20 protein-coding genes are annotated in these 21,590 nt (G+C 72.3%); 11 read left to right on the top strand and 9 right to left on the bottom strand.

Translation table 11 applies throughout. The features are described from left to right. The first annotated feature begins 31 nt into the window (after nucleotides 1–31). The 3 genes from ACRAKH_RS13840 (at nucleotide 32) to ACRAKH_RS13830 (ending at nucleotide 3,618) form a co-directional block, all read left to right on the top strand. On the top strand, nucleotides 32–898 hold the full coding sequence (locus tag ACRAKH_RS13840; protein WP_380724147.1) for an NmrA family NAD(P)-binding protein: 867 nt from the start codon (nucleotides 32–34) through the stop codon (nucleotides 896–898). 145 nt (nucleotides 899–1,043) lie between these two features. After that, a complete protein-coding gene (locus ACRAKH_RS13835; protein ID WP_380724148.1) occupies nucleotides 1,044–2,561 on the top strand; it encodes an alpha/beta fold hydrolase in 1,518 nt (505 codons plus the stop codon). A gap of 157 nt (nucleotides 2,562–2,718) precedes the next feature. Beyond that, nucleotides 2,719–3,618: an SGNH/GDSL hydrolase family protein gene (locus tag ACRAKH_RS13830; RefSeq protein ID WP_447009860.1), complete on the top strand. Its 900-nt coding sequence runs from the start codon at nucleotides 2,719–2,721 to the stop codon at nucleotides 3,616–3,618. A 99-nt stretch (nucleotides 3,619–3,717) separates the two neighbouring features. Here the strand turns inward: ACRAKH_RS13830 and ACRAKH_RS13825 are convergent, their stop codons facing one another. From ACRAKH_RS13825 to ACRAKH_RS13805, 5 genes are all read right to left on the bottom strand, one after another. Next, nucleotides 3,718–4,533, bottom strand: coding sequence for an alpha/beta fold hydrolase (locus ACRAKH_RS13825; protein WP_380724150.1), 816 nt, complete (start codon nucleotides 4,531–4,533; stop codon nucleotides 3,718–3,720). Then, nucleotides 4,530–5,048 carry a PadR family transcriptional regulator gene (locus ACRAKH_RS13820; RefSeq protein WP_380724151.1) on the bottom strand — a complete coding sequence of 173 codons (519 nt, stop codon included), beginning with the start codon at nucleotides 5,046–5,048 and terminating at the stop codon, nucleotides 4,530–4,532. The genes ACRAKH_RS13825 and ACRAKH_RS13820 overlap by 4 nt, the downstream gene beginning before the upstream one ends. Nucleotides 5,049–5,151: 103 nt before the next feature. Further along, nucleotides 5,152–5,376, bottom strand: coding sequence for a hypothetical protein (locus ACRAKH_RS13815; RefSeq protein WP_380724152.1), 225 nt, complete (start codon nucleotides 5,374–5,376; stop codon nucleotides 5,152–5,154). 145 nt (nucleotides 5,377–5,521) lie between these two features. Continuing rightward, the gene (locus ACRAKH_RS13810) at nucleotides 5,522–6,049 is read right to left on the bottom strand and encodes a hypothetical protein (protein WP_380724153.1); all 528 of its coding nucleotides are present in this window, start codon (nucleotides 6,047–6,049) and stop codon (nucleotides 5,522–5,524) included. A gap of 282 nt (nucleotides 6,050–6,331) precedes the next feature. Then, nucleotides 6,332–6,898: a TetR family transcriptional regulator gene (locus tag ACRAKH_RS13805; RefSeq protein WP_380724154.1), complete on the bottom strand. Its 567-nt coding sequence runs from the start codon at nucleotides 6,896–6,898 to the stop codon at nucleotides 6,332–6,334. Nucleotides 6,899–6,991: 93 nt separating this feature from the next. Here ACRAKH_RS13805 and ACRAKH_RS13800 point away from each other — a divergent pair, with 93 nt between their 5' ends. The 4 genes from ACRAKH_RS13800 to ACRAKH_RS13785 all read left to right on the top strand — a co-directional run bounded on the left by ACRAKH_RS13800 (nucleotide 6,992) and on the right by ACRAKH_RS13785 (nucleotide 9,137). After that, on the top strand, nucleotides 6,992–7,399 hold the full coding sequence (locus ACRAKH_RS13800; protein ID WP_380724155.1) for a hypothetical protein: 408 nt from the start codon (nucleotides 6,992–6,994) through the stop codon (nucleotides 7,397–7,399). 100 nt (nucleotides 7,400–7,499) lie between these two features. Next, the gene (locus tag ACRAKH_RS13795; RefSeq protein WP_380724156.1) at nucleotides 7,500–7,856 is read left to right on the top strand and encodes a YidH family protein; all 357 of its coding nucleotides are present in this window, start codon (nucleotides 7,500–7,502) and stop codon (nucleotides 7,854–7,856) included. Continuing rightward, nucleotides 7,853–8,143 (top strand): DUF202 domain-containing protein, encoded by a 291-nt coding sequence (locus tag ACRAKH_RS13790; protein WP_380724157.1) that lies wholly within the window; start codon nucleotides 7,853–7,855, stop codon nucleotides 8,141–8,143. The genes ACRAKH_RS13795 and ACRAKH_RS13790 overlap by 4 nt, the downstream gene beginning before the upstream one ends. A gap of 52 nt (nucleotides 8,144–8,195) precedes the next feature. Then, entirely contained in the window at nucleotides 8,196–9,137 is a 942-nt protein-coding gene (locus ACRAKH_RS13785; protein WP_380724158.1) for a Leg1-related protein, read from the top strand. A gap of 82 nt (nucleotides 9,138–9,219) precedes the next feature. Here the strand turns inward: ACRAKH_RS13785 and ACRAKH_RS13780 are convergent, their stop codons facing one another. From ACRAKH_RS13780 to ACRAKH_RS13770, 3 genes are all read right to left on the bottom strand, one after another. Then, complete coding sequence (locus ACRAKH_RS13780; protein WP_380724159.1) at nucleotides 9,220–10,161, bottom strand: anti-sigma factor RsbA family regulatory protein; 942 nt, start codon at nucleotides 10,159–10,161, stop codon at nucleotides 9,220–9,222. After that, nucleotides 10,161–11,003 carry an MEDS domain-containing protein gene (locus ACRAKH_RS13775; RefSeq protein ID WP_380724160.1) on the bottom strand — a complete coding sequence of 281 codons (843 nt, stop codon included), beginning with the start codon at nucleotides 11,001–11,003 and terminating at the stop codon, nucleotides 10,161–10,163. The genes ACRAKH_RS13780 and ACRAKH_RS13775 overlap by 1 nt, the downstream gene beginning before the upstream one ends. Before the next feature lie 301 nt (nucleotides 11,004–11,304). Next, the gene (locus tag ACRAKH_RS13770; protein WP_380724161.1) at nucleotides 11,305–12,174 is read right to left on the bottom strand and encodes an AraC family transcriptional regulator; all 870 of its coding nucleotides are present in this window, start codon (nucleotides 12,172–12,174) and stop codon (nucleotides 11,305–11,307) included. A 188-nt stretch (nucleotides 12,175–12,362) separates the two neighbouring features. Here ACRAKH_RS13770 and ACRAKH_RS13765 point away from each other — a divergent pair, with 188 nt between their 5' ends. From ACRAKH_RS13765 to ACRAKH_RS13750, 4 genes are all read left to right on the top strand, one after another. Next, nucleotides 12,363–13,010 carry an STAS domain-containing protein gene (locus ACRAKH_RS13765; protein WP_380724162.1) on the top strand — a complete coding sequence of 216 codons (648 nt, stop codon included), beginning with the start codon at nucleotides 12,363–12,365 and terminating at the stop codon, nucleotides 13,008–13,010. 242 nt (nucleotides 13,011–13,252) lie between these two features. Beyond that, nucleotides 13,253–14,650, top strand: a complete 1,398-nt coding sequence (locus ACRAKH_RS13760; RefSeq protein ID WP_380724163.1) for a family 43 glycosylhydrolase — start codon at nucleotides 13,253–13,255, stop codon at nucleotides 14,648–14,650. A gap of 16 nt (nucleotides 14,651–14,666) precedes the next feature. Then, complete coding sequence (locus ACRAKH_RS13755; protein WP_380724164.1) at nucleotides 14,667–16,118, top strand: glycoside hydrolase family 43 protein; 1,452 nt, start codon at nucleotides 14,667–14,669, stop codon at nucleotides 16,116–16,118. Between the two features lie 255 nt (nucleotides 16,119–16,373). Continuing rightward, nucleotides 16,374–17,036, top strand: coding sequence for a lytic polysaccharide monooxygenase auxiliary activity family 9 protein (locus ACRAKH_RS13750; RefSeq protein ID WP_380724165.1), 663 nt, complete (start codon nucleotides 16,374–16,376; stop codon nucleotides 17,034–17,036). A gap of 68 nt (nucleotides 17,037–17,104) precedes the next feature. Here the strand turns inward: ACRAKH_RS13750 and ACRAKH_RS13745 are convergent, their stop codons facing one another. Further along, the gene (locus tag ACRAKH_RS13745) at nucleotides 17,105–21,331 is read right to left on the bottom strand and encodes a S8 family serine peptidase (protein ID WP_380724166.1); all 4,227 of its coding nucleotides are present in this window, start codon (nucleotides 21,329–21,331) and stop codon (nucleotides 17,105–17,107) included. Nucleotides 21,332–21,590: the final 259 nt, after the last annotated feature.

The following is a 21,590-nucleotide window of genomic DNA, read 5'->3' as shown; positions in this document are numbered from 1 at the left end:
CGTCCAACCCAGACGATTCAAGGGGTATTCCATGATCTTGGTGACCGGTTTCTCGGGCGCGCTCGGCGGTCTGGTCCACGACCGGCTCGTCGCCGCCGGCCTCGACGTCGTGGCGGGCACCCGCGCGGCCGTCGGCACGGCCCGCCGGATCGACTTCGACGACCCGTCGACCCTGGTCGGCGGTTTCGGCGACGTCCGGGTGCTCGTGTTCGTCTCCGCCGGGTACGCCGAGGACGACGTGGTCCTGGCCCGCCACGGCGCCGTGGTCGACGCGGCCGCGGCGGCGGGCGTCCGGCACGTGATCTACACCAGCCTCACCGGTTCGGGTGACCAACTGAGCATCGCCCTGGCCCACCGCTGGACCGAGGCCCGGCTCGCCGCGGCCCCGTTCGACGTCACCGTGCTGCGCAACGGCCTGTACGCGGAGATCCCGGCCGGCCTGGCGCTCGACGCCGCCGGACCCGCCGCCGCCACCGGCGTGTTCACCGCGCCCCTGGGACGGGGCCGGGTGTCGGTCGTGGCCAGGGAAGACCTCGCCGACGTGGCGGCCCGCGTCGCGGCGGAGACGTGGGCCGACCTGTCCGCCGGACGGCCCGGCCGGCACGCCGGGCGCACGTACGACCTGGTCGGAGCCACCGCCGTCGGCGGGGACGACATCGCCGCGGCCCTCACCCGGTCCCTCGGCCGCCCCGTCGCCTACGAGCCCGCGTCGCTTGCGCGGACCCGTCCCGCGCTCGTCGCCGCCAGGCTGGAGCCGTACCAGGTGGCGCACACGCTCTCGATGTTCGCCAACATCGGCGCGGGTCTGCTGGACGCCACCGGCGGTGACCTGGCCGGACTCCTGCCGACCCCGCCGCGACCGGCGCTGGACGTGATCACCCAGGCCCTCACGTCCTGACACATCACCGAGTCGGCCCCCTCGACGTCACTGCTCGTGCGGCCGGAGGGCCGCACGGCCGTCGTGGGGCGAGCGGAGCAACGATCCGCGGGCTCCGTCGTTAGATCGGCTGCCTGCCCCGCACGCCGACGACCGGAGGAACCCGATGCGCAGGAAGACCGCACTCGCCGCGGCGGCCGTCTCGCTGGCGACGGCGCTGGCCGCCGTGACCGCTCCGACCGCGGCGAGCGCCGACCACCCCGCGCCGGTGAACACCTGCGTCGCGAGCGTGCCGGAGACCGATCCGCTGGAGCCGGGCCCGGTGGAGATCTGCGTCAGCGTGTTCAAGCCCGCCGCCGCCTCGCGGGACAACCGGGTGCCGGTGCTGCTGCACAGCCACGGCTGGGGCGGCACGCGCACGTCCGCGCCCGGCTCGTTCCAGCGGTACCTCGACGCCGGGTTCGGGGTGGTCAGCATCGACCAGCGCGGGTTCGGCGAGAGCGGCGGCAAGGCGCACGTGGAGGATCCGGCGTTCGAGGGCGAGGACGTCATCCGGGTGATCGACCACGTCGCGTCGCTGGACTGGGTGCGCGAGACCGGGCCGGACGACCCGGTCCTCGGCGCGATCGGCGGCTCCTACGGCGGCGGCTACCAGTTCGCCGGCGCGTTCACCGAGATCATGAAGACCGGCCGGACCCGGTTCGACGCGCTCGCACCGCAGATCACGTGGCACTCGCTCAACGACAGCCTCGCCCCGCGCGAGGTCGTCCGCACGACGTGGGTGACCGCACTGTTCGCCGCCGCGCCGACCGCGCACACGTCGACGGTCACCGCCGGCTACGCCGAAGGGCTGGTCACCGGCGACTGGCCGGCCGCGATGGACGAGTTCTTCCGCGACAACGGCCCCGCGCACCACGTCGCCGCCGGACGCCGGCTGGACGTCCCCGTGCTGCTGCGCCAGGGCGTCAGCGACAACCTGTTCCCGCTGGACCAGGCGATCGACAACTTCGACCGCGCGCTGACCTCCCGCGCCCGCGCGAAGAGCCTGCTGGTCGGCTACAACGGCGGCCACGCCCTGCCGAGCGTCCTGCCCGCCGGGCACGCGGTGGCCGGCGACGCCTGCTCCGCCCGGCTGGGCGGCGCCGGTTACCACGAGCTGGAACTGCGCTTCCTCGCGGAGAACCTGCTGGGCGCGCCGCGCACGCTGACCGGCCACGGCCGCTACCACCTGATGACCGCCGAGGGCGGTTGCGTCACCGTGGACTCCGTGGCGCCGAACACGACCGCCGCCCTGCCGGACATCGCCACCACCGCGGCCGTCGGCGTGCCGCAGGCGGTCAAGATCGCGGACGGCCCCCTCACCGTCGCGGGCTCGCCGACGCTGAACGCCGTGGTCACCGCGCTCGGCCTGGACAGCCGCGCGTTCTTCGCGCTGAGCGTCGGCACGTCCCCGCTGGACGCGAAGGTGATCCAGAACAACGTCCTCCCCCACCGCGAGGAGGGCCTGAACCTGGCCGCCCGCCGGACGATCGAACTGCCGTCCGTCGCCGCCACCGTCCCGGCGGGTCAGTCGCTCTTCCTCACCGTGAGCCCGGTCTCGGACATGTTCGTCCTGCACGGGAGCCGCACGCCGGGCGCGATGGTGCTGCGCGACGTCACCGTGCGCCTGCCGGTCGTGCGGTGACGCGTCGCGGCAGGCCTGCCGTCAGCTTCGGCGACACCCCGCGTCGCCGCGGGCACGGACGGGGATGCGGCGGTCCGTCCACAGTGGACGTCCGGTGATCCGCTGCCGCCCGCTGTAGCCTGGACCGCGGGGATCACGACGGCGGGAAGGGGTCACCGTGCCGGGACTTCGGCGGTTCGCACTGGTCGGGGCGCTGGCGGTGGCCCTCGGAGCGTGCACCGGAGCGCCGACTGCGCCTCCACCCGCGCCGTCGTCCGCCACGGGCGAACCGCCCGCCCAGCGCGTGCACGTGTCGTTGGGCGACTCCTACGCCACGGGCTACCGGCCGGCGAACGTGCCCGCGGGCACCGGCCGCGACGGGTTCGCCTACCTCGTCGCCGAGCGGTCGGACCTGCGGCTGATCAACCTGGCGTGCAGCGGCGCGACGTCCGCGCAGCTGAGGGCGGAACCGGGGTGCGCCCCCGGCAACCGCGGTCCGGACGCGCCCGACCTCGCCGGCCTCACCCAGCTCGACGCCGCCGTGCGCACGCTGCGCGAGCACCAGGGACGGGTCGGCCTGGTGACCGTCGTGATCGGCGGCAACGACCTGGCGCCGTGCGCCCGGTCGCAGGACCCGCTGGGCTGCGCGTCCCAGGCCGTGGCCGACGTCCGGGCCAACCTGGCCGCCACCCTGCCGGCCCTGCGCGAAGCCGCCGGCGACGCCCCGATCGTGAGCCTGACCTACCCGGACGTGTTCCTGGGCGCGTGGGTGTCCCCGGCGTTCCCGAACGGCCAGGGCCTGGCCCGCCTGTCGGTGTCGTTGTTCCGCGACTTCTTCAACGCCGCCCTCAAGTCCGAGTACGAGAAGGTCGGCGCGAAGTTCGTCGACGTCACCGCCACCACCGGCGGCTACGGGCCGTTGACGGAGATGACCCAGGACCCGACCTACGGCCAGATCCCCACCCCGGTGGCCAAGGTGTGCGCGCTGACGTACTTCTGCGACCACACCGACGTCCACCCGACCCCCGCCGGCCACGAGGCGATCGCCTCGGCCATCCTCACCGCCACCGGCCGTTAGGGCCTCCCCGCGGGGCGACGTGCCACCGACCCTCGTTCCGCTGAACCCCCTTCCCGGCAAGCCGTCGCCCACCCGGACCGGCGCTCCTCGCCGTGCCCGTCACCGTCGGGCACCGGTTCGCATCACGGCGGCACCCCTCGAAGCCGCCGGGATGAGACGCGGGTCGACGGTTCCGCCCAGCCAGGAGCGCAGCACGTCGTTGAACAGGACGACGTCCTCGACGTTCCAGATGTGGTGCACCCCCGGCGCGAGCCGCAGCCGCGCCTGCGGCGCCGCCTGGGCGATGGACGCCAGGGAGTCGCGCACACCCGCGGATTCCTTCTCGCCCGCGATCGCGAGCAGCGGGCCGGTGTAGCGGTGCAGGGTCGGCGGAACGCCGCCCGCGAACACCTCGGCGCTCATCGCGGCCATGGTTTCGCGGCGCACCGACAGGCCGTGCGAGACGTACCGGGCGCGCGCGTCCTCCGGGAGCCCGAACGCCACCGCCTGGCCGCGCCAGAACCACGGCGCCCGCCAGAAGGCCAGTTGCACGCGGCAGATCAGGCGCACGCCGAGGCCGACCGGCGTGAGCGGCGCGCCGGTGACGAACCCCGAGCGCACGCGGTCCGGGTGCCGCGCCAGGACGCGCAACGCGGTCAACGCGCCCAGGGAGAGCCCGACGAGGTCGAACGGACCGTCCACGCCGTGGTCGGTCACCCGTGCCACGACGTCGTCGGCCGCCGCGTCCAGCCCTCGCCAGTCCTCGCGCACGCGCTCGCCGAAGCCCGGCAGGTCCGGTGTGATCACCACGCGGTCGGTGAGCGCGGCCAGCTGCGGCTCCCACATCCAGTTCGCGACGTTGCCCCCGTGCAGCAGCACCAGCGGGCGGTTCACCGCGTCGTGGTCGGGCCGGTGCACCTCGGGGAAGCCGCTCACGTGATCTCCTCCTCGGCCGCGTCGAGCCACCTCAGCTCGGTGCGCAGGTGCACGATGCCGTTGTCCAGCGTGGCGAGGCGCAACCGGGCGGCGCGATCGCGCGCCGCGAACCCGGCCCGCGTCCGCTCCAACTCGTCCAGCCGCGTCCGGACCTCCTCGCGACGCCGCGCGAACAGCGCGCGGAGGGCGTCGTCGTCGAGGCCCGAGCCGAAGAAGACCCTGGCGAGGAACGGGTCGCGCTCGACGTGGCGCTCCGGCTCGCTCGCGAGCCACGCGGCGAGCGCCGCCCGTCCGGCGGCGGTGATGCGGTGCTCCTGGCGGTCCGGCGCGCCCGACCCGGCCACCGTCTCGACCTCCGCGAAGCCCTCGGCGACGAGGGTGGCGAGGGTGCGGTAGATCTGCGCCTTGTCGGCCGCCCAGAAGTGGCCCACGGTCGAGTCGAAGTGCCGCTTGAGGTCGTAGCCGGTCATCGGCGCCAGGGAGAGCAGCCCCAGGATGAGGCGGGACAGGACCATGGTGAGTAGTAGACAACTCACCTAGGTGATTTGTCAACTAGGTGCGGCGGGCACGCCGACGCGGGGCCGACCGAACCGGCCGGCCCCGCGTGGCGATCGGTCGCTACTTGGAGGTCTGCTCCAACGCCACCAGCGCCGCGGCGACCTTGAACTGCTTGTTGGTGCCGAGGTCCCGCACCGTCTTGATGTTGAACGCGGCCGCCAACTTCTCCGCGTCACCCGCGCTGACCCCCGCCAGCGCGGCCACCGGCGCGTCGAGGATCTTCGACAGCTCCAGCTCCTCGTACGCCTTGTCCAGCTGCTTGTCCAGGTTCACGGAAATAGCCACAGAAGGTTCCCTCCGAGAGGTGCCCGATCAGGACTCGCACATACCGACGAGGCATACCTCCGCGGGCGGCGGCTCACACTTCCGTGACCATTAACACCACCCGATCGAGGGAGGTTGATCAGTGCCCGAAGCGCGACGGCGCTGGTCAGAGGCCGATGATCAGGGAACCCACGAGGGTCAATTGAGAGACCCCAGTGGTCGCGCAGCTGATCGGGTCCGGGTTCAGGGCGGTCAGCTGCATCTTCGCCGGTTCGGCGGCGAACGTCCCCGAGGTGATCGACCCGAGCAGCAGGATCACGATGTTCGCGCCCACCCGGCTGGAAGTCCTGTTGTAGGAGTAGGTGCTCGGCGCGGCGGCCGGGTCGGTCCAGGTGAAGGTCCGGGTGCCGCTGCCCTGGTAGAAGAGCTGGGTGCAGCTGTAGTTCGCCAGCGTGGCGGTCTCGCTGTAGGAGCCGGTGGCGGCGGAGCCGTCGGCGCAGTTGAAGAGCTGCCCCCGGACGGTGACGGTGACGGTTCGCGGGGTGTTCGTCACCGGCTCGCTGAAGGACACCACCTCGTTGACGAGGCACGTCTGCCCGGCCTCCGCGTGAGCCGTCGACACCACGCCGAACAGCGTCGCGAACGCCACCAGGCAGGCGGCGGCAACCCGTGACGCGACCTTCATCCCGTTCATCCCGAACCTCCTCGGCAGCGGACAGCCCGCGAGGTCGGGCCGCACCCACACCGGGCACATCGCGACACCCCGCCGCCGCGTTACCGATTGATCACTCTCCGTAGAACGTTAGTTGAGTCGGGATGCCCTTTCCGGTAGCCGCAGCCCTGAAATGACTGCGCAAGGTGGCTTCAGAACTCCGCGCGGTCCACTCAGGACCGCAAGGGCGCGAAGTCCGGAAAGGACACTCCGCTCGTCCCTTTCGGGCGGGGGCGGAGCCCCAACGCCGGTCGACGAACTCGGTCACGCCTCGTCGGGCGCGCGGTTGAGGAGGAGGGCGCCGGCGCGCGCCCTCACCTCGGCGCGACTGCGCCCGGGGTGGTCGGCGGCGAGGAAGTGGCTGCCGATCGCCATGCAGAAGGCGAGCAGGCTGCGCGCCTCGACCTCGTCGGGGTCGGCGCAGAACGTGCCGATGGCGTCGCGGAGCAGCTGCATGCGCCGGTTGTCCACGCGGCGCAGGCGTTCGGCGACCTCCGGGTCGCGGCGGGCCCAGTCGCGGATGGCCAGGTCGATCGGGAGCAGGCGGTCGCCGGAGAACGTGAGCTGCCCGGCCAGCCGGACCCGGTCGAGCACGTCGTCGCTCTCCCGCTCGATCCGTTCGAGGACGTCGTCGGTGCTCTCGCGCTCCCAGACGTCCAGCATCTCCGTCAGCAGAGCGCCGCGGTCGGCGAAGTAGCCGTAGAACCCGCCCTTGGTCACGCCGAGCGCCTTGGCCAACGCCTCGACGCGCACCGCGTCCACACCGCCCGCGGCCAGCGCCCGGAGCCCTTCCTCGACCCACATCTCACGCGGTGTCCGCAACGCCCCCATGAGGTGGGCCTCCTCGTTTGGTGATCCGGTTGTACGGTGCCGCACAGTATGGGACGCTCCCGTTGTACGCGACCGTACAACGGGGGCAATCCGATGATCAAGATCGCCGGTTGGATCATGGTGGTCTACGCCGCCGCGCACACGCTCGGGGCGCTGTTCGTGGTGGGGGCCGCGCGTCACGCCGGGGCGTGGTTCAGCGGGGAGCTGTGGCACGACGACCTCGCCGACATGAGCCCGGCCAACAGCGCCCTGTGGCTCAGCCTCGACAGCTTCGGCCCGCCGGTCGTCGTCATCGGTCTGATCGTGCTGTGGATGGACCGCCGGGGCATCACGCCGCCGCCGTTCATCGCCTGGACGCTCGGCGTCCTGACCGTGGTCGACGCCGTGATCCTGTTCCTGACGCCGTGGCCGATCCTCCTGGTGGCGATCGTCCTGCTGCTCGTCGGCGCCCGCCGCGCCACTGCCGCGGGTCAGCCGGAGGCCGAGGGCGCGCGTTCCTGAGCACTCCCCGGTCGGGGACGCGCCGCGCCGAGCCGGATGCGGTTAGCTTGCCCGCGTGGGCCGCCACCAGGGCGGTCGCCCTGGTACGCGCGGAGGGCTGATGGGCGGCGAGCCGGAGCGGTCGTCGGCGGACCGTGAGCCGGACTACCGGTTCACGTTGGCCAACGAGCGGACGTTCCTGGCGTGGTTGCGCACGGCGCTGGGCCTGCTGGCGGGCGGCGTGGCGGTGAGGCAGCTGGTGCCGCCGTTCGCGTTCCCCGGCGCGACGCTGCTGCTCGGGCTGATGTGCATCGCGCTGGCCACCGTGCTCGCGGCGAGCAGCTACCCCCGGTGGCGCGCGGTGCAGCGGGCGATGCGGGCCGGGCAGCCGTTGCCGACCAGCCGGGTGATGATCGTGCTCGCGGTCGGGGTGCTGGTCGTGACGGTGACGGCGGGCGTCCTGGTGGTCCTCGGGTGAGCGACCCGCGCGATCCCGGCCTGCAACCCGAGCGCACCGACCTGGCCTGGCGGCGCACGGCGTTCAGCGCGGCGGCGTGCTCGATGTTCCTGCTCCACGCGGCGGCCCGCGGGGGGTGGGGCGTGCGGGTGGTGCCCGGCGTGCTGATCGCGGTGGTCGCCGTCGTGGCCGTGTGGCAGGGCAACCGCGGACGACAGCGCCGCCCGGTCGGCCTCGACCGGCTGTCTCGGGCGGTCGGTGTCCTGGTCACCGTCGCGTGCCTGTCGGCGGTCGCCCTGGTGCTGTGACGACACGGGCTTGCGTTGGACACCGACGGTGACCTCCCGGACACTTCTGGTCATGGCCCACCCCGACGAGCTGGCGGCCCTGGACCTGTACCCGGTCTGGACGACGGCGGAGGACCTGGCCGAGGCGTTCGACCCGTTCCGCTTCGAGCAGCGGATGGCCGCCTACCGGATGATGATCAACAACACCAACCCGGCCGACCGGTTCGGGGCCGACAACAGGCACAACCCGCTGTGGGGCCTGATGTTCCAGCACCAGTGGCAGTTCCGCACCGGTCGGCTCGGCGAGCACACCCGGTTGGACGGGTGGATCGACCCGGACGCGCCGTGGGGCTACGGCAACTACACGCTGAGCGTCATCCCGTGGCTGGCGGCCGGGGAGGCCGGCGTGGTCCCGGCCCTGCCGGTCGCCGACCCGCAGACCCGCTCCCGCTTCCGGTACGTGTCGGGTGGGGCCGTGCCGGACGAGCTCGCGCCGGCGGTCGCCGACTGGCGGGCCTATTTCGCCCTGGTGGGCGGCAGCGGGCCGGTGGACCCCGAACCGGCGCGCCTCGCGCTGTGGAAAGCGCACAAGACGTGCCTGGACGTCGTGGTCGACGCGATCGCCGACGTCGACGGCGGACCGTGGCCGGCCCTGGAGGTCAGGTTCCTGCGCGGCTGGTGCCGGATGGTCGACTACCTGTGGGCCGCGGCCTGGCCGACCGACTTCGCCTTCATGACCGCGCACGGCCTCGACGTGCTGCCCGAGTCGCTGCTCACCACGCCCGAGGACGTGAGCGCGCTGCCGGCCAAGACCCGCGACAACGTCGTCAACGTCCTGCGGCTGGCCGACACCCCGAGGTGGCGCTACGCCGTCAACCTGGCGCTGTGGAAGCGGGTCATGCGCACCCGCGAGGCCCGCGACCAGGTGTTGCCGCTGCTCGACGCGGTGTTCAGCCCGCGGCCCGACAACGCCGGCGAGCGCCGCAAGCTGCTCGGCTACCTGCTGCGCCCCTGACCTCGCCACTGACCGCGCCTTCCGGCCACACCCCCTGGCCCACACCTCTGGCCCGCGCTCGGCCGCGCGGGCCGCCGGCGACCTAGGCGTCGATGCGCAGGAAGGCGTGCGTGGTCGTGCCGAGCGGGGTGGTGTGGACGCGGACCAGGTCCGCCAGCTGGTTGATCATCAGCAGGCCGCGGCCGCCTTCCTGAGTGGGCGGGGCGGGGCGGCGGCCGGCGAGCGGGTCGGCCAGGTAGCCGGCGTCCCGCACGGTGCAGACGAGGTGGGCGCCGTCCTGCCAGACGCTCACCACGCACGCGCCGCCGCCGTGGCGGAGGCTGTTGACCACCAGTTCCGTGGTGATCAGCGCGAGGTCGGCCGCCCGGTCGGCGGACAGCCCGAGGTGCTGCCCCTGGTCGGTGGCGAACCGGCGGGCCCCGCGCAGGTCGGCGGTGGTCGCGACCTCCAGCGTGGCGGCGGTCGCGGCGGTGTCGAGGGACAGGTTGTACCGGCTCACGACGGCGTCGGGCGCGTAGTGGTCGCTGTCGTAGTGGCGGCCGGTCTCCCACACCAACGGGTGGGTGGCCAGCGCGTCGGTCAGCACGTGCTCGTCGAGCGCGGTGACGTCGTACGGGCACGCGATGGTGACGTCGCGCCCGGCGAAGGCCAGGTTGATCAGCGCCTCGTGCTGCGCGCACGCCGGGTACTCGACCTCGCTGCGCCCGGCCCAGATCGGCTCGCCGATGATCCGGACGTGCTTGCCTGAGTGCCTGTCGGCGAACCGGCGCAGCACGGCGGGGATGATCCGGCCCGGGTTGCGGCCCTCGACCTCCATGTCGAGCAGCAGCACCTCGTCCGTCACGTCGCCCAGGGCGTCGCGCAGCAGCCTCAGCCGGTCGCCCGGCACGGCCGCGGCGACCGGGTGGCCCAACGCCACGCCGTCCTTGACGAAGGGCACGAGCAGGTCCAGGTACTCCTCGTCGGAGGCGTAGAACACCGCGGGGTGGACGAAATCACCCCGCGGCGGGATCTCGGTGATCATCACGCGGCGCGCTCCACTCGGACGTTGGAGAGGTCGAGCAGGTCCACCAGGGTCGCCACGCCCGGCCAGGACGCGCGCAGCACGACGGACGCGCCCCGGTCGGCGGCGTGCCCGGACAGGTGCAACAGGCTGCGGTGGTCGACGAAGGTGAGGTCGGTGGCGTCGAACACCAGCCGTCCGCCGCGGGGGCGGAGGTCGGCCCGTTCGAGCGCCAGGGTGAACAGGTCGCCGTTGGTCGGGTCCAGCTCGCCCGCGAGGGCGGTGAACCGGTCGTCGGCGGCGTGCAGCCGGAAGCCGGGGGACGGCGTGTTGGAGTTGGGGTGCATGCACGCGACCTGCGCGAAGGCGCGGTCGTCCACCTCCGCGCCGGAGTAGGCGCACATCGCCGAGAACGGCTGGTCTGCCATGTAGTGGTCGATCCGGTGCTCGTAGCGGGCGAAGGCGGCCAGCTGCTCGGGCGTGCGCACCAGCGGCGTGCAGTCCGCGGCGACCCGCAACCCGGCGTACCCGGCGGCCAGGGCGGCCTCGGTCGCCTCGGCGTACGCCCGCACCTGCGTGACGGGGTCGACCACCGCGCCGCTCGGGTAGGAGGCGTCCAGCGGGTCGACGTGCGCGGCGCCGGTCCGCAGCGCCTCGTCGACGCCCGCCACCCCGTCCAGGTGGCGGACCAGCGCCTCGACGTCACCGGGGCCGGTGTAGCGGACGCGGTACCCCGCGGCGAGCCCCTCGGACAGGAACTCGCGGGCGCGATCGCGGAACTCGCGGACGTCGCCGTACCGCCAGCACACGTGGTCGTGTGGACCGAATCCGCGCACGTGTTCCACCAGGCCGGACCTGCGCATCTCTACTACCTCACCACTTCCCCGGAAGTGCCACCACAGCGACGTTCGGAGAGCTCGCCGCAGCGTACGAGGGCGACAACGCGACACCCGCACGGCGTGACCGGAGGCGGCTCGGGGGCTCAACAGGGGGACGGTCGCGTCGCGTGTCGTCGACGTCCCTCACGAGAGATGGTACCTGCGACGGCCACGGGCGGAGCAACGGGAAGCCCGGCCGGTCACGGGACGGCCCGGTCCGGCCGCCTCCCCGCCGCATGACGGGGAGGCGGCCGGAACCAGCGCGTCACGGTTCACGGACGGACGGTCACGCCGGCTCGACCGGGAGCCACAGCTCGCACGTGGCGGTGCCGAAGTCGTCGGCGCGGTCGAGCACGGCGACGACGGAAGGACCGGGTCGCAGCCGCCACGGGTTGGACGGGAACCACTCGGTCGCGGTGGCCGCCCACGTGCTCTGCAGGGCGTCCGGGTAGGGGCCGTCGGTCCGGAAGACCGCCCACGTGCCCTCCGGCGCCTCGATGGCGTCGAGGTCGCCGGGGGTCGGGGTGTCGCCGGAGACGGCGACGCCGTGCAGGTAGGTCAGCTCGCTGCCCTCCCGGGCGTCCGGGTCGACGTCGTCGCAGACCTGCAGCAGGCCGGCCGGTTCGGCGTCGCCCAGCGCCTTGAGCCGGACGTGCTCCTCCGGCGGCAGGCCGGCGATGTGCCGCTGGATGTGCGGGTTGACGCCGCGGTGGACCAGCGGGACGCGGGCCGCGTGGCCGACCAGCCGGAACGCGGGGCGGTCGACGAGGCGGGTGCGCATGGGAGTGCTCCCTTCGACGGTCAGGCGGAACCTGAGGCGTGGTTGTGCGAGAAGGGGGCCTCCGTCGCGGCGGACGTCACCGGGGCCGGCGCCGTGGACCGCCCGGAAGGCGCGTCCGAACGCCTCCGCCGAGCCGTACCCGTGCCGCACCGCGATGCCGAGCAGGTCGTCCCCGCCGCGCACCACGTCGGCGGCGGCGAGGGTCATGCGGCGTCGGCGCACGTACTCCGACAGCGGCATGCCGGCCAGCGACGAGAACATCCGCCGCAGGTGGTACTCGGTCGTGCCGAGCGCCTTGGCCAGGCCGTCGACGTCCACCTCCTCCACGAGATGGTCCTCGACCAGGTCGACCAGCCGGTTGAGTGCCGAGATCACGAGGCCTCCTTCCGCCGTCGACTCTCGCGCGCCGCGACCCGCCCGCGCCCGACCGTTGCGGACCGATCCGATCGTCGTCCCGTGGTGGACGATGTGTCGAGCGGGCCGGGGTTGGGTAACAGGTGCCGGGTGACTACGGAACGGACGGCGTGACACCCGTGTGTGCCCGCGGTGGATGAGGGAGCAGCGTGGACGGGAATGTCGATCAGGCGGCGGTGACGGTGAAGGTCGCCCGGCGCCGGGGCGTGGCGTTCGTGGAGGTGCACGGCGAGATCGACACCGACACGTACCGCCAGGTGCGCCAGGAGCTGTTCGCCTGCCTCGACGGCGCCACCTCGGCGCTGGTGGTCGACCTGGCCGGGGTGGCGTTCCTCGGGTCGATGGGCATCGCGGTCCTGGTCGAGGTGCGGGAGCGGGCGAGGGAGCTGGGTGTCGGCTTCGCCGTCGCGGCCGGGCAGCGCACGGTGGTGCGGCCGATGCGCATGAGCGAGGTGGACCGGCTGCTGGGGCTGTGCGCCACCGTGGCGGAGGCGGTGGCCGTGGCGCGGGTTGACGCCGAGCGGCGGCCCCTCCCCGACGGTCCCGCGCACAACGCTCCTGTGCAGGCCCCCGCGCGCAACGCGCCCGTGCAGGCCCCCGTGCGCAATGCCCCCGTGCAGGCCCCTGTGCAGACCCCTGTGCGCAATGCACCCGTAAGCGGTCCCGTCCGCAACGCCCCTGTGAACGCCCCCGCGCACAACGCTCCCGTGAACGCTCCTGCGGACGCGCCCGTCCACAACGCTCCCGTGGACGGGCCGGGGCGTGCCGACGACGGTTTCTCGTGGTGGTCGTCGTAACCCGGTGAGCTCACGGCAGGTACGCACCTCGCTGAGCCCGTCGTGGCGTGTGAGCGATAACAGACCTTGACGTCGCAGCTCGATCGGCGCAATTGGATCACCGGCCTCGTCACGCTGAGTTCATCTTGAGCATCATCACCGTTGGCTGTTAGCGTTCACATCGCGTGGCCGCGGTCACATCGACGCACTCCCCCGTCCCGACGTGGGGTGGCCGCACCCACCCCGAAGAGATCGGAGTGATCATGCGTCGGCGAACGCGCACTTCCGCGGTGCTGTGCCTCACCACCTTCGCCGCGCTCCTGCTGTCCGCGACGCCCGCGAGCGCGGCCGAGCTGCCGACCGGCGCGCGGTCGTTGGAGTCGGTCAACTTCCCCGGCCGGTACGTCCGGCACCAGGACTACCTGGGCCGGCTGGACGCCGTGACGTCCGGCAGCACGGCACAGGTGAAGTCCGACGCCACGTTCACCGTGGTCAACGGGCTGGCCTCGCCGTCGTGCTACTCCTTCCAGGCCCGCAACGGCCAGTTCCTGCGACACCTGGACTGGCGCGTGCGGCTGGAGACCAACACCGGTGACGCGACGTTCCGGGCCGACGCGACGTTCTGCGCCGTCGCCGGGTCGGTCGCCGGCTCGGTAGCCCTCGCGCCCGTGAACCACCCGGACCGACGGGTGCGGCACCGGAACTTCGAGCTGTGGGTGGACGTCGCGCAGGACACGGCGACGTTCCGCGCCGACAGCTCGTTCCGCCTCACCGCGCCGTGGACGCCGAAGACCACCAGGGGTCCGGTGATCCCCGGTCTGTTCGCCGACCCGCACATCACGAACATCAACGGCCGGTACTACCTCTACCCGACCACGGACGGCTACGCGGGCTGGGCGTCGCCGTACTACAAGGCGTTCTCCTCCACCGACCTGGTGAACTGGACCGACCACGGTGTGATCCTCAACCACGGGCCGGACGTGTCGTGGGCGGACAACTCCGCGTGGGCGCCCGCCGTGGTGGCCAAGAACGGCCGGTACTACCTGTACTTCAGCGGCGGCGCGGCGTCCGGCGACACGGGCAAGCACCTCGGCGTCGCGGTGTCGGACTCCCCCACCGGTCCGTTCCGCGACGCCCTCGGCAGGCCGCTGATCCGCGCGGGCGCCTACTCCGGGCAGGCCATCGACCCGATGGTGTTCACCGACGACACCGGCCAGTCCTACTTGTACTGGGGCAACGGCACGGCCTACGTCGTCCCGCTGAACGCCGACATGGTGTCCTTCGACCCCGCCGAGGTCCGCGACATCACCCCGGTCGGGTACCGCGAGGCGTCGTTCGTGTTCAAGCGCAACGGGACCTACTACTTCATGTGGTCGGAGAACGACACCCGCGACGAGGACTACCGGGTCGCCTACGCCACCGGGACGTCCCCGCTCGGCCCGTGGACCAAGCGCGGCGTCGTGCTGCAGAAGCGGTTGGACCTCGGCATCAAGGGCCCCGGCCACCACTCGGTCGTCAAGGCGCCGGGCAGCGACACGTGGCACGTGGCCTACCACCGCTTCGCGGTGCCCGCCGGCAACGGCGCCAACCGCGAGGTCGCCGTCGACCGCATGACCTTCGACGCGAACGGCCTCATCAACCCGATCGTCCCCACCCCGTGATCAAAGGAGATCACCCGTGTCCCGAGTACTGACGAGGGTCGGCGCGCTGCTGGCCGCCGTGGCCCTGCTGTTCACGTCCTGGTCGGTGACGACCGAGCGACGCGCCGAGGCGCTGGAGCCGTTCACCGGCTACCTGATGGCGCACTTCACCGGCGAGCACTCCAACGGCGAGCAGATCTACCTCGCGCACAGCCGTGACGGCCTGCGCTGGACCGACCTGAACAACGGCGCGCCCGTGCTGCTGTCCACCGTCGGCACCCGCGGCGTCCGCGACCCCGCGCTCGTCCGCTCCCCCGCCGGCGACCGGTACTGGATCATCGCCACCGACCTGCGCATCGCCAGTGGCACCTCGTGGTCCGACGCGGCCAACAGGGGCAGCACGTCGCTGGTGGTGTGGGAGTCCACCGACCTCGTCACCTGGTCCGCGCCGCGCCTGCTCAACGTCGCGGCCGGGATCTCTGGGGCAGGCAACGCGTGGGCCCCCGAGGCGATCTACGACCCGACGACGGGCGACTACGTCGTCTACTGGGCCACCAACGCGACCCTCAACGGTGTCAAGAAGCACCGCATCTACTACGTGCGCACGCGCGACTTCCGCTCGTTCGCGTCACCGGTGCTGTACATCGACCGGGGCACGGGTCAGGGCATCATCGACACCCAGATCATCGAGTCGCCGTCCAGCGTCGGCGGCTACCGCTACTACCGCGCCTCCGCCGACGGCCACATCACCGTCGAGGGCAGCAACTCGATCCTCGGCTCGTGGACCACCATCGGCAACCTCTCGCACATGGGCATCTCCAACGGCACCGGCGGCGGCAACGTCGTCGAGGGCCCGATGTGGATGCAGTTCAACGGTCGCAACGAATGGGCCCTCTGGCTGGACCAGTACGCCACCGGCCGCGGGTACATGCCGATCACGTCGACCGACCTCGGCAGCACGCGCAACTTCCAGACCGTCACCGGCTACAGCCTCGGCGCCACCCGCAAGCGCCACGGCTCGATCCTCAACCTCACCGCGGCCGAGGAGAGCCGCGTGCTGGCCAAGTGGGGCTCCAACGCCCCGGTCAACCGCATCCAGTCCTACAACTTCCAGGACCGGTACGTCCGCCACGTGAACTACGACGTGCGCATCGACCCGAACGTCAGCCCCGCCCAGGACGCCCAGTTCCGCGTCGTCCCCGGCCTCGCCGGCACCGGCACGGTGTCGTTCCAGTCCGTCAACCTGCCGGGCTACTACCTGCGGCACAGCAACTACGACTTCGTCCTGGCCGCCGACGACGGCACGTCGACGTTCAAGGCCGACGCCACGTTCCGCCAGGTGGCGGGCCTCGCCTCGACCTCGTGGTCGTCGTTCCAGTCCTACAACTTCCCCGACCGGCACATCCGCCACTACGGCTACCAGTTGCGGCTCGACCCGATCACCGACGCGGCCGGCCGAGCCGACGCGACCTTCCGCCTGACGCCGTGATCCGCCGGAGGGGTGGGTGCCCCAGGCGCCCACCCCTCCTGTCGTTCGGGAAGCCGATGCACCGCGGCGCGTGGTACGGGCAGGTCAGCCGCGAGGGTGCAACGGGCGTTACGCCGAACGCCAACGGGGCCGGGAATAACTACTGAATGTTTCGTTGAAGTTTCGCTCTGTGACGTATACGCTGACGACTGCTCTGGGAGCGCTCCCATATTGGATCACCACCGCTCAATCATCCGGATTGAATGGAGGCTCACCATGCGTCTGCGCAGTACCTCCGGGTCCGTCACCAGACGGCGGGGCATCATCGCAGTGATCATCAGCCTGGTGGCGTGCACGTTCGTCTGGACGCCGACGGCGTCCGCCCACGGCACCATCGTCAGCCCCGCCACCCGCGCCTACCAGTGCTGGCAAACCTGGGGCAGCCAGCACACCAACCCCGCCATGCAGCAGCAGGACCCCATGTGCTGGCAGGCCTTCCAGGCCAACGCCGACACCATGTGGAACTGGATGAGCGCGCTGCGGGACGGCCTGCGCGGGAACTTCCAGGGGTCGACCCCGGACGGGCAGCTCTGCAGCAACGCCCTGTCCCGCAACAACGCCCTGAACGCCCCCGGGCGGTGGAAGACCACCAACGTCGGCAGCAGCTTCTCCATGAAGCTGTACGACCAGGCCAGCCACGGCGCGGACTACTTCCGGGTCTACATCAGCAAGAACGGGTTCGACCCGACCACCCAGCGGCTCGGGTGGGGCAACCTCGACCTGGTCACGCAGACCGGCAGGTACGCCCCGGCCAAGGAGATCACGTTCAACGTCCAGACCAACGGCACCTACCGCGGTCACCACGTGGTGTTCACGATCTGGCAGGCCTCGCACCTCGACCAGACGTACATGTGGTGCAGTGACGTGAACTTCGGCTAGCAGCCCGGGTTCGGGAGTGGGCCCGGCCCGGCGCCGCGGTACTGGCGCCGGGCCGGGCTTCCGAGCACCTACCGCACTCCCGCCGGCGCGACCACGACGAGTTCGTCGGCGTTGGTCACGGAAATGCCGTCACCGGTGAACGTGTCGGCGACGTGGTACGTCCCCGGCGTGCGCAGCAGCAACGACATCCGCCACGTCCGCTCGGCCCCGGCGGCCACCTCCGCCCCGGCCACGACGGTGCCGACCAGCGCGCCGCCGTCGTTGGCGAGCGTCACGCGCTGCCACTTGTTGTCGACCTTCAGCCGCATGACCACGTCCTTGGCCGCCAACGCGCGGTCGGCCGTGACGCGCACCGTCCACGTCATCGGCCCGGAGGCCGCGGTGCCGCTGTTGACCGCACGGACGTCGTACTCGGTGTGCGCCTCCGGCACGAACGTGCCCCGCGTGTCCGTCAACGACATGACGGGCGCCGGTTCCGGCCCGACCCGCAGCCGCGCCTCGCCGGTGAGGTCACCGGAGTAGCCGCCGGTGTCCACGTCCAGCGCCAACCGGTACGCGCCGTCCGGGGTGCCCGGTTCGACGGTGAACGTGTGCGGCCGGGCGTTCCAGTTGATCGAACCGGCCCGCACCGGGCTGCCGTCCGGCGCGAACAGCCGGAGCACCGGCTTCAGCTCGTTCGGCGCCGCGGCCCGGACCAGGCCCTCGACGTCCTCCAGCGCCACCCGTTCCGGGAGGTTCAGGAACGGCCGCACGGCGGAGGCCATCACGGTCGCGAACGGCACGCCGTGCGCGTCGGTCACCGACCAGTCCACGGTGGCCCGACCGTCGGCGGCGACCACGACGTCGCCGAGCGAGACCTTGGCGGGGCCGCCGAAGGCGAACGGGACGTCGTAGGGGGCGGTCCAGTCGAGCCCGCCGACCTTCGTGCTCGGCAGGAACCAGTCCTGTTCGAGGTGCCGCACCGAGTGCACGGTGACCGCTTCGTACCGGTCCACCGTCGCCACGAGCGAGCCCGGTTCGTAGCGGTAGCCGTGCGGCGCGGTGCCCGAGGGCCGCAGGAACACCGAGCCGGTGTGCCGCTGGTCGGCGGCGTCCAGCGCGATGTCGGCCCGCACGGCGAAGTTCCCGCCGCTGGAGGCCGCCGGCGTGCCGCTCGCGAGCACCCTGGGCGCGAACGAGATCACGTCGTCGTCGATCACGGTGATCTCGCGGTGCAGCAGGTACGCGTCGCCGCCGCCTTCAGGCGTCGGCTTGCGCACCACGAGCGTGTACCGGCCGACCGTGTCCGGGATCTCGAACGACAGCTTGCCGGCGCCGTCGGTCTTCCCGAGCCCGCGGAGCTGCCCGCCGGCGATCAGCTCGACGGTCGCCCCCGCCAGCGGACCGACCGCGGCGACGCCCGGAGCGTCCACTGTGGACACGACGAGGTCGACGCGCGGCGCGCGCACCCGGAACGAGCCGGTCAGGTGCCCGACCTGGACCGTGAACGTGCCCAGCTGGTCGGGGTCGACCGTCCAGGTGACGGTCTTCGACTGGCCGGCCGCGAGCTGCACCGGCGTGGTGGCCCTGTCCGCGCCGCCGACCTTCAGCACCGCGTTGTAGGTGCCCGCCGACGATCCGACGTTCTTGACCTGCACGGTCACCGTGACGGTCTCGCTGGCCTTCACCAGTCCAGGCGACACCTTCAGGTCGTGCAGCGCGTAGTAGGGCTGGTTCGGGTCCGGCGCGGGCGACGCCCAGTCGATCGCCTTCAGGAACAGGTCGGTCGCCTGCGGCGTCCAGTCGCCGGGCCCTCGGGTGGCCGACACGCCGTGCAGTGACAGCAGCACGTGCCGGTTGCGGGCGCGCTGGTCGACGCCGATGCCGCCGCCCATCACGCCGTCGACCGTCCGGCCGAGGCCCGCGATGGTCTGCCTGCCGTCACCGGAGTAGCCGTTGAACCACGCCACCCACTTCGCCCGGGTGCTGTCGTCCAGCGGGATGCGGTCGCCCACCGCGTACCCGGCGAAGATCGGGTGCGCCGAGGTCACCTCGTAGTACGACACGGCCGACGTGTTGCCGCTCGAGTTGTACCCGGTCGACACCGGCTGCCCGGTGTGCTTGGACAGCTGCCGGATGCCGTTGCCCGTCGTGTTGGCGTGGTCGGTGAAGATCACGCCGGTGCCGTTGGCGTCCGTCGCGTCCAGGAAGGCCTGGAACCTCGCCGCGTTGTAGTGCGACGTCAGGGTTCCGTAGCCGAGCACGACGGTCGCGTGCTGCGCCGCCTTGTCCAGCTCGTCCCACGTGTAGTACGTCGTCCCGATGCCGCGTGGCGCGAACACGACGTCGCGGTACTGGTTGGCCCGCGACTCCGCGCTGTCCACGATCGCCACCGTGCGCGGCGGCGCGCCGAAGGCGAAGTCGGCCGTGGCCGCCTCGCCGGCGACGACGGTCACCTCGACCGCGCCGGGCGCCCGGAACGTCGGGTACGACGCGCCCACCTGGTACGTGCCCGCGGGCACGCCGTCGATCGTGTAGGCGCCGTCGGCGCCGGTCACCGCGGAGAAGTCGGCCGGCACGCCGAGCACCTTGACGGTGACGCCCGGGATTCCGGCGCCGGACACGTCGAGCTTCGCGACACCGGTGACGCGGCCGAAGGGTGCCGGTGTGAGCACGACGTCGACGGTGGTGAAGGAGTTCGGCGCGACCGTGGCGCTCACCGCGGCCTTCTCGAACCCGAACGCCTCGACGGTGACGGTGTAGTCGCCCGGTTCGAGCCTGCTCGTGAACGTGCCGTCCGCGCCGGTGGCGACGGTGCGGCCGCCCGGCTCGATCCGGACGGTGCCGCCGGTGACCGGCGAACCGGACGCGGCGTTGGTGACCTTGCCCCGCACGCCCGAATCCAGCGCGACGAACCGCGTCGCCTCGTAGGCGTTGATCCGGCCCCTGCCGAACCGGGTGTCCGGCGGCGAGCCGGCGTACCGGTCGTCCCAGAAAGCCGTGTCGCCCAACACCTTCTGCACCTCGGACACCGGCAGGTCGCCCGCGGCCGACAGCATCAGCGCGACGGCGCCCGCGGTGTGCGGGGTGGCCATCGAGGTGCCGGACAGGGTCCGGTAGCCGCCGCCCGGCGACGCCGAGTACACGTCGACACCCGGCGCGGAGACGTCCGGCTTCACCCAGCTTCCCGGCCAGTCCGCGGGCGGGGTCGCCCACTGGTCCTTGCGCACCACCGCGCCGCAGGAGAACGACGCGACGCTGTCCGTGCTGTCGGTGGCGCCGACCGCGACCGCCTCGTGCACGTTGCCGGGGCTGGCCGTGCCGGACGTGCCGCAGTTGTTGCCGATGGCGAACGCCGGGAACGAGCCGAGCGCGCGGATGGCTCGCGTCGGCTGGATCATCGCGGCGTGGAAACCGTTGCCGCCCAACGACATGCTGACCACGTCGGCCGGACGTCCCGCGGGTTTGCCCGAGGCGTCGACCGGCGCGACGGCCCACTGCATGCCCGCGGCGACCTGGGCGAACGAGCCGCTGCCGCCGGGGATCACCAGGCCGTGCATCATCTCGGCGCCGGGCGCGACGCCGATCGCGGTGCCGGAGGTCGCGCCGCCGTGGATGGTGCCCGCGACGTGCGTGCCGTGGTAGGCGGAGTCGCGCGGCGCCGAGGCGACGAGGTTGCCCGACCCGTCGAACTCCATCCAGCCACCGGGGTGGTTGGGGTCGGCGGGGTTGTCGGTCGCCATCTTGCCGGCCAGGTCGGGGTGGGTGATGTCCACACCGGTGTCCAGCGTGGCGATGCGGACGCCGCTGCCGTTGACGCCGAGCTCGTCCCAGACCCGTGCCGCCTCGATCTTCCGCAGGCCCCAGGTGAGGTCGGCGGCCGGGGTGACCTCCGCGGTGGTCGTGACCGGGTCCGGCGCGACCAGCGTGAAGTTCGGGAGCAGCTGCTCCACGCCCGGCACGGCGGCGAGCGAGCCGAGCGCGTCGGCGTCCGCGGGGAACTCGACCAGCAGCATGTTGGTCAGCCAGAAGCGGTTCACGACGGTCGCGGTCTCGCCGATGGCGGCGACGACGTCGTCCTGCGTCTCGGCCGCGTGGTCGCGGAGGGTGGTGAGGACTTCGTCGCGTCCGCCGGACAGTTCGGCGTTCGGGAGCATCACGAGCGCCTGCACCGGCTCGCCCGCCTCGGCCGCGTTGACCTGGGCGACGAGTTCGGGGGCGACGGACGCCGGGGTGGCGTGCAGCGGTGGGGTGGCGGCGGTGAGGGCGGCGAACAGACCGGCGGCGGCCACGACGGCCAACCAGGGTCTGGTCACGCCTCTGAGCGGGCGTCCGTGCTCCGATAACGGGCGGAGGGGCATCCAGCGTCTCCTTGGTCAGTAGCTTTTGTACCTATGAGAATGGTTGAAAACAACTTTCGGTCAAGGAGTCGCATGGGTCCATGCCTCGGGCCGGATGCCGCACCCGCCCGGTCCTTCTGGTCTATCGGCGGGAAAGAGGACCGACTGACCCGGAAGTCCCGTAGCGACACCGGCGGCCCCGGTCTGCTACCGCCGAACCGTCCGTCGCGGGGCC

The organism is Saccharothrix hoggarensis (genome assembly GCF_052936025.1).
This window is presented reverse-complemented; position numbering and strand designations above follow the sequence as displayed.

Coding starts and splice junctions, on each gene's coding strand:
- ACRAKH_RS13750 (WP_380724165.1), top strand. CDS start 16,374: ATGCGTCTGCGCAGTACCTCCGGGTCCGTCACCAGACGGCGGGGCATC.
- ACRAKH_RS13780 (WP_380724159.1), bottom strand. CDS start 10,161: ATGATCACCGAGATCCCGCCGCGGGGTGATTTCGTCCACCCCGCGGTG.
- ACRAKH_RS13835 (WP_380724148.1), top strand. CDS start 1,044: ATGCGCAGGAAGACCGCACTCGCCGCGGCGGCCGTCTCGCTGGCGACG.
- ACRAKH_RS13760 (WP_380724163.1), top strand. CDS start 13,253: ATGCGTCGGCGAACGCGCACTTCCGCGGTGCTGTGCCTCACCACCTTC.
- ACRAKH_RS13775 (WP_380724160.1), bottom strand. CDS start 11,003: ATGCGCAGGTCCGGCCTGGTGGAACACGTGCGCGGATTCGGTCCACAC.
- ACRAKH_RS13820 (WP_380724151.1), bottom strand. CDS start 5,048: ATGGTCCTGTCCCGCCTCATCCTGGGGCTGCTCTCCCTGGCGCCGATG.
- ACRAKH_RS13810 (WP_380724153.1), bottom strand. CDS start 6,049: ATGAACGGGATGAAGGTCGCGTCACGGGTTGCCGCCGCCTGCCTGGTG.
- ACRAKH_RS13840 (WP_380724147.1), top strand. CDS start 32: ATGATCTTGGTGACCGGTTTCTCGGGCGCGCTCGGCGGTCTGGTCCAC.
- ACRAKH_RS13805 (WP_380724154.1), bottom strand. CDS start 6,898: ATGGGGGCGTTGCGGACACCGCGTGAGATGTGGGTCGAGGAAGGGCTC.
- ACRAKH_RS13795 (WP_380724156.1), top strand. CDS start 7,500: ATGGGCGGCGAGCCGGAGCGGTCGTCGGCGGACCGTGAGCCGGACTAC.
- ACRAKH_RS13800 (WP_380724155.1), top strand. CDS start 6,992: ATGATCAAGATCGCCGGTTGGATCATGGTGGTCTACGCCGCCGCGCAC.
- ACRAKH_RS13785 (WP_380724158.1), top strand. CDS start 8,196: ATGGCCCACCCCGACGAGCTGGCGGCCCTGGACCTGTACCCGGTCTGG.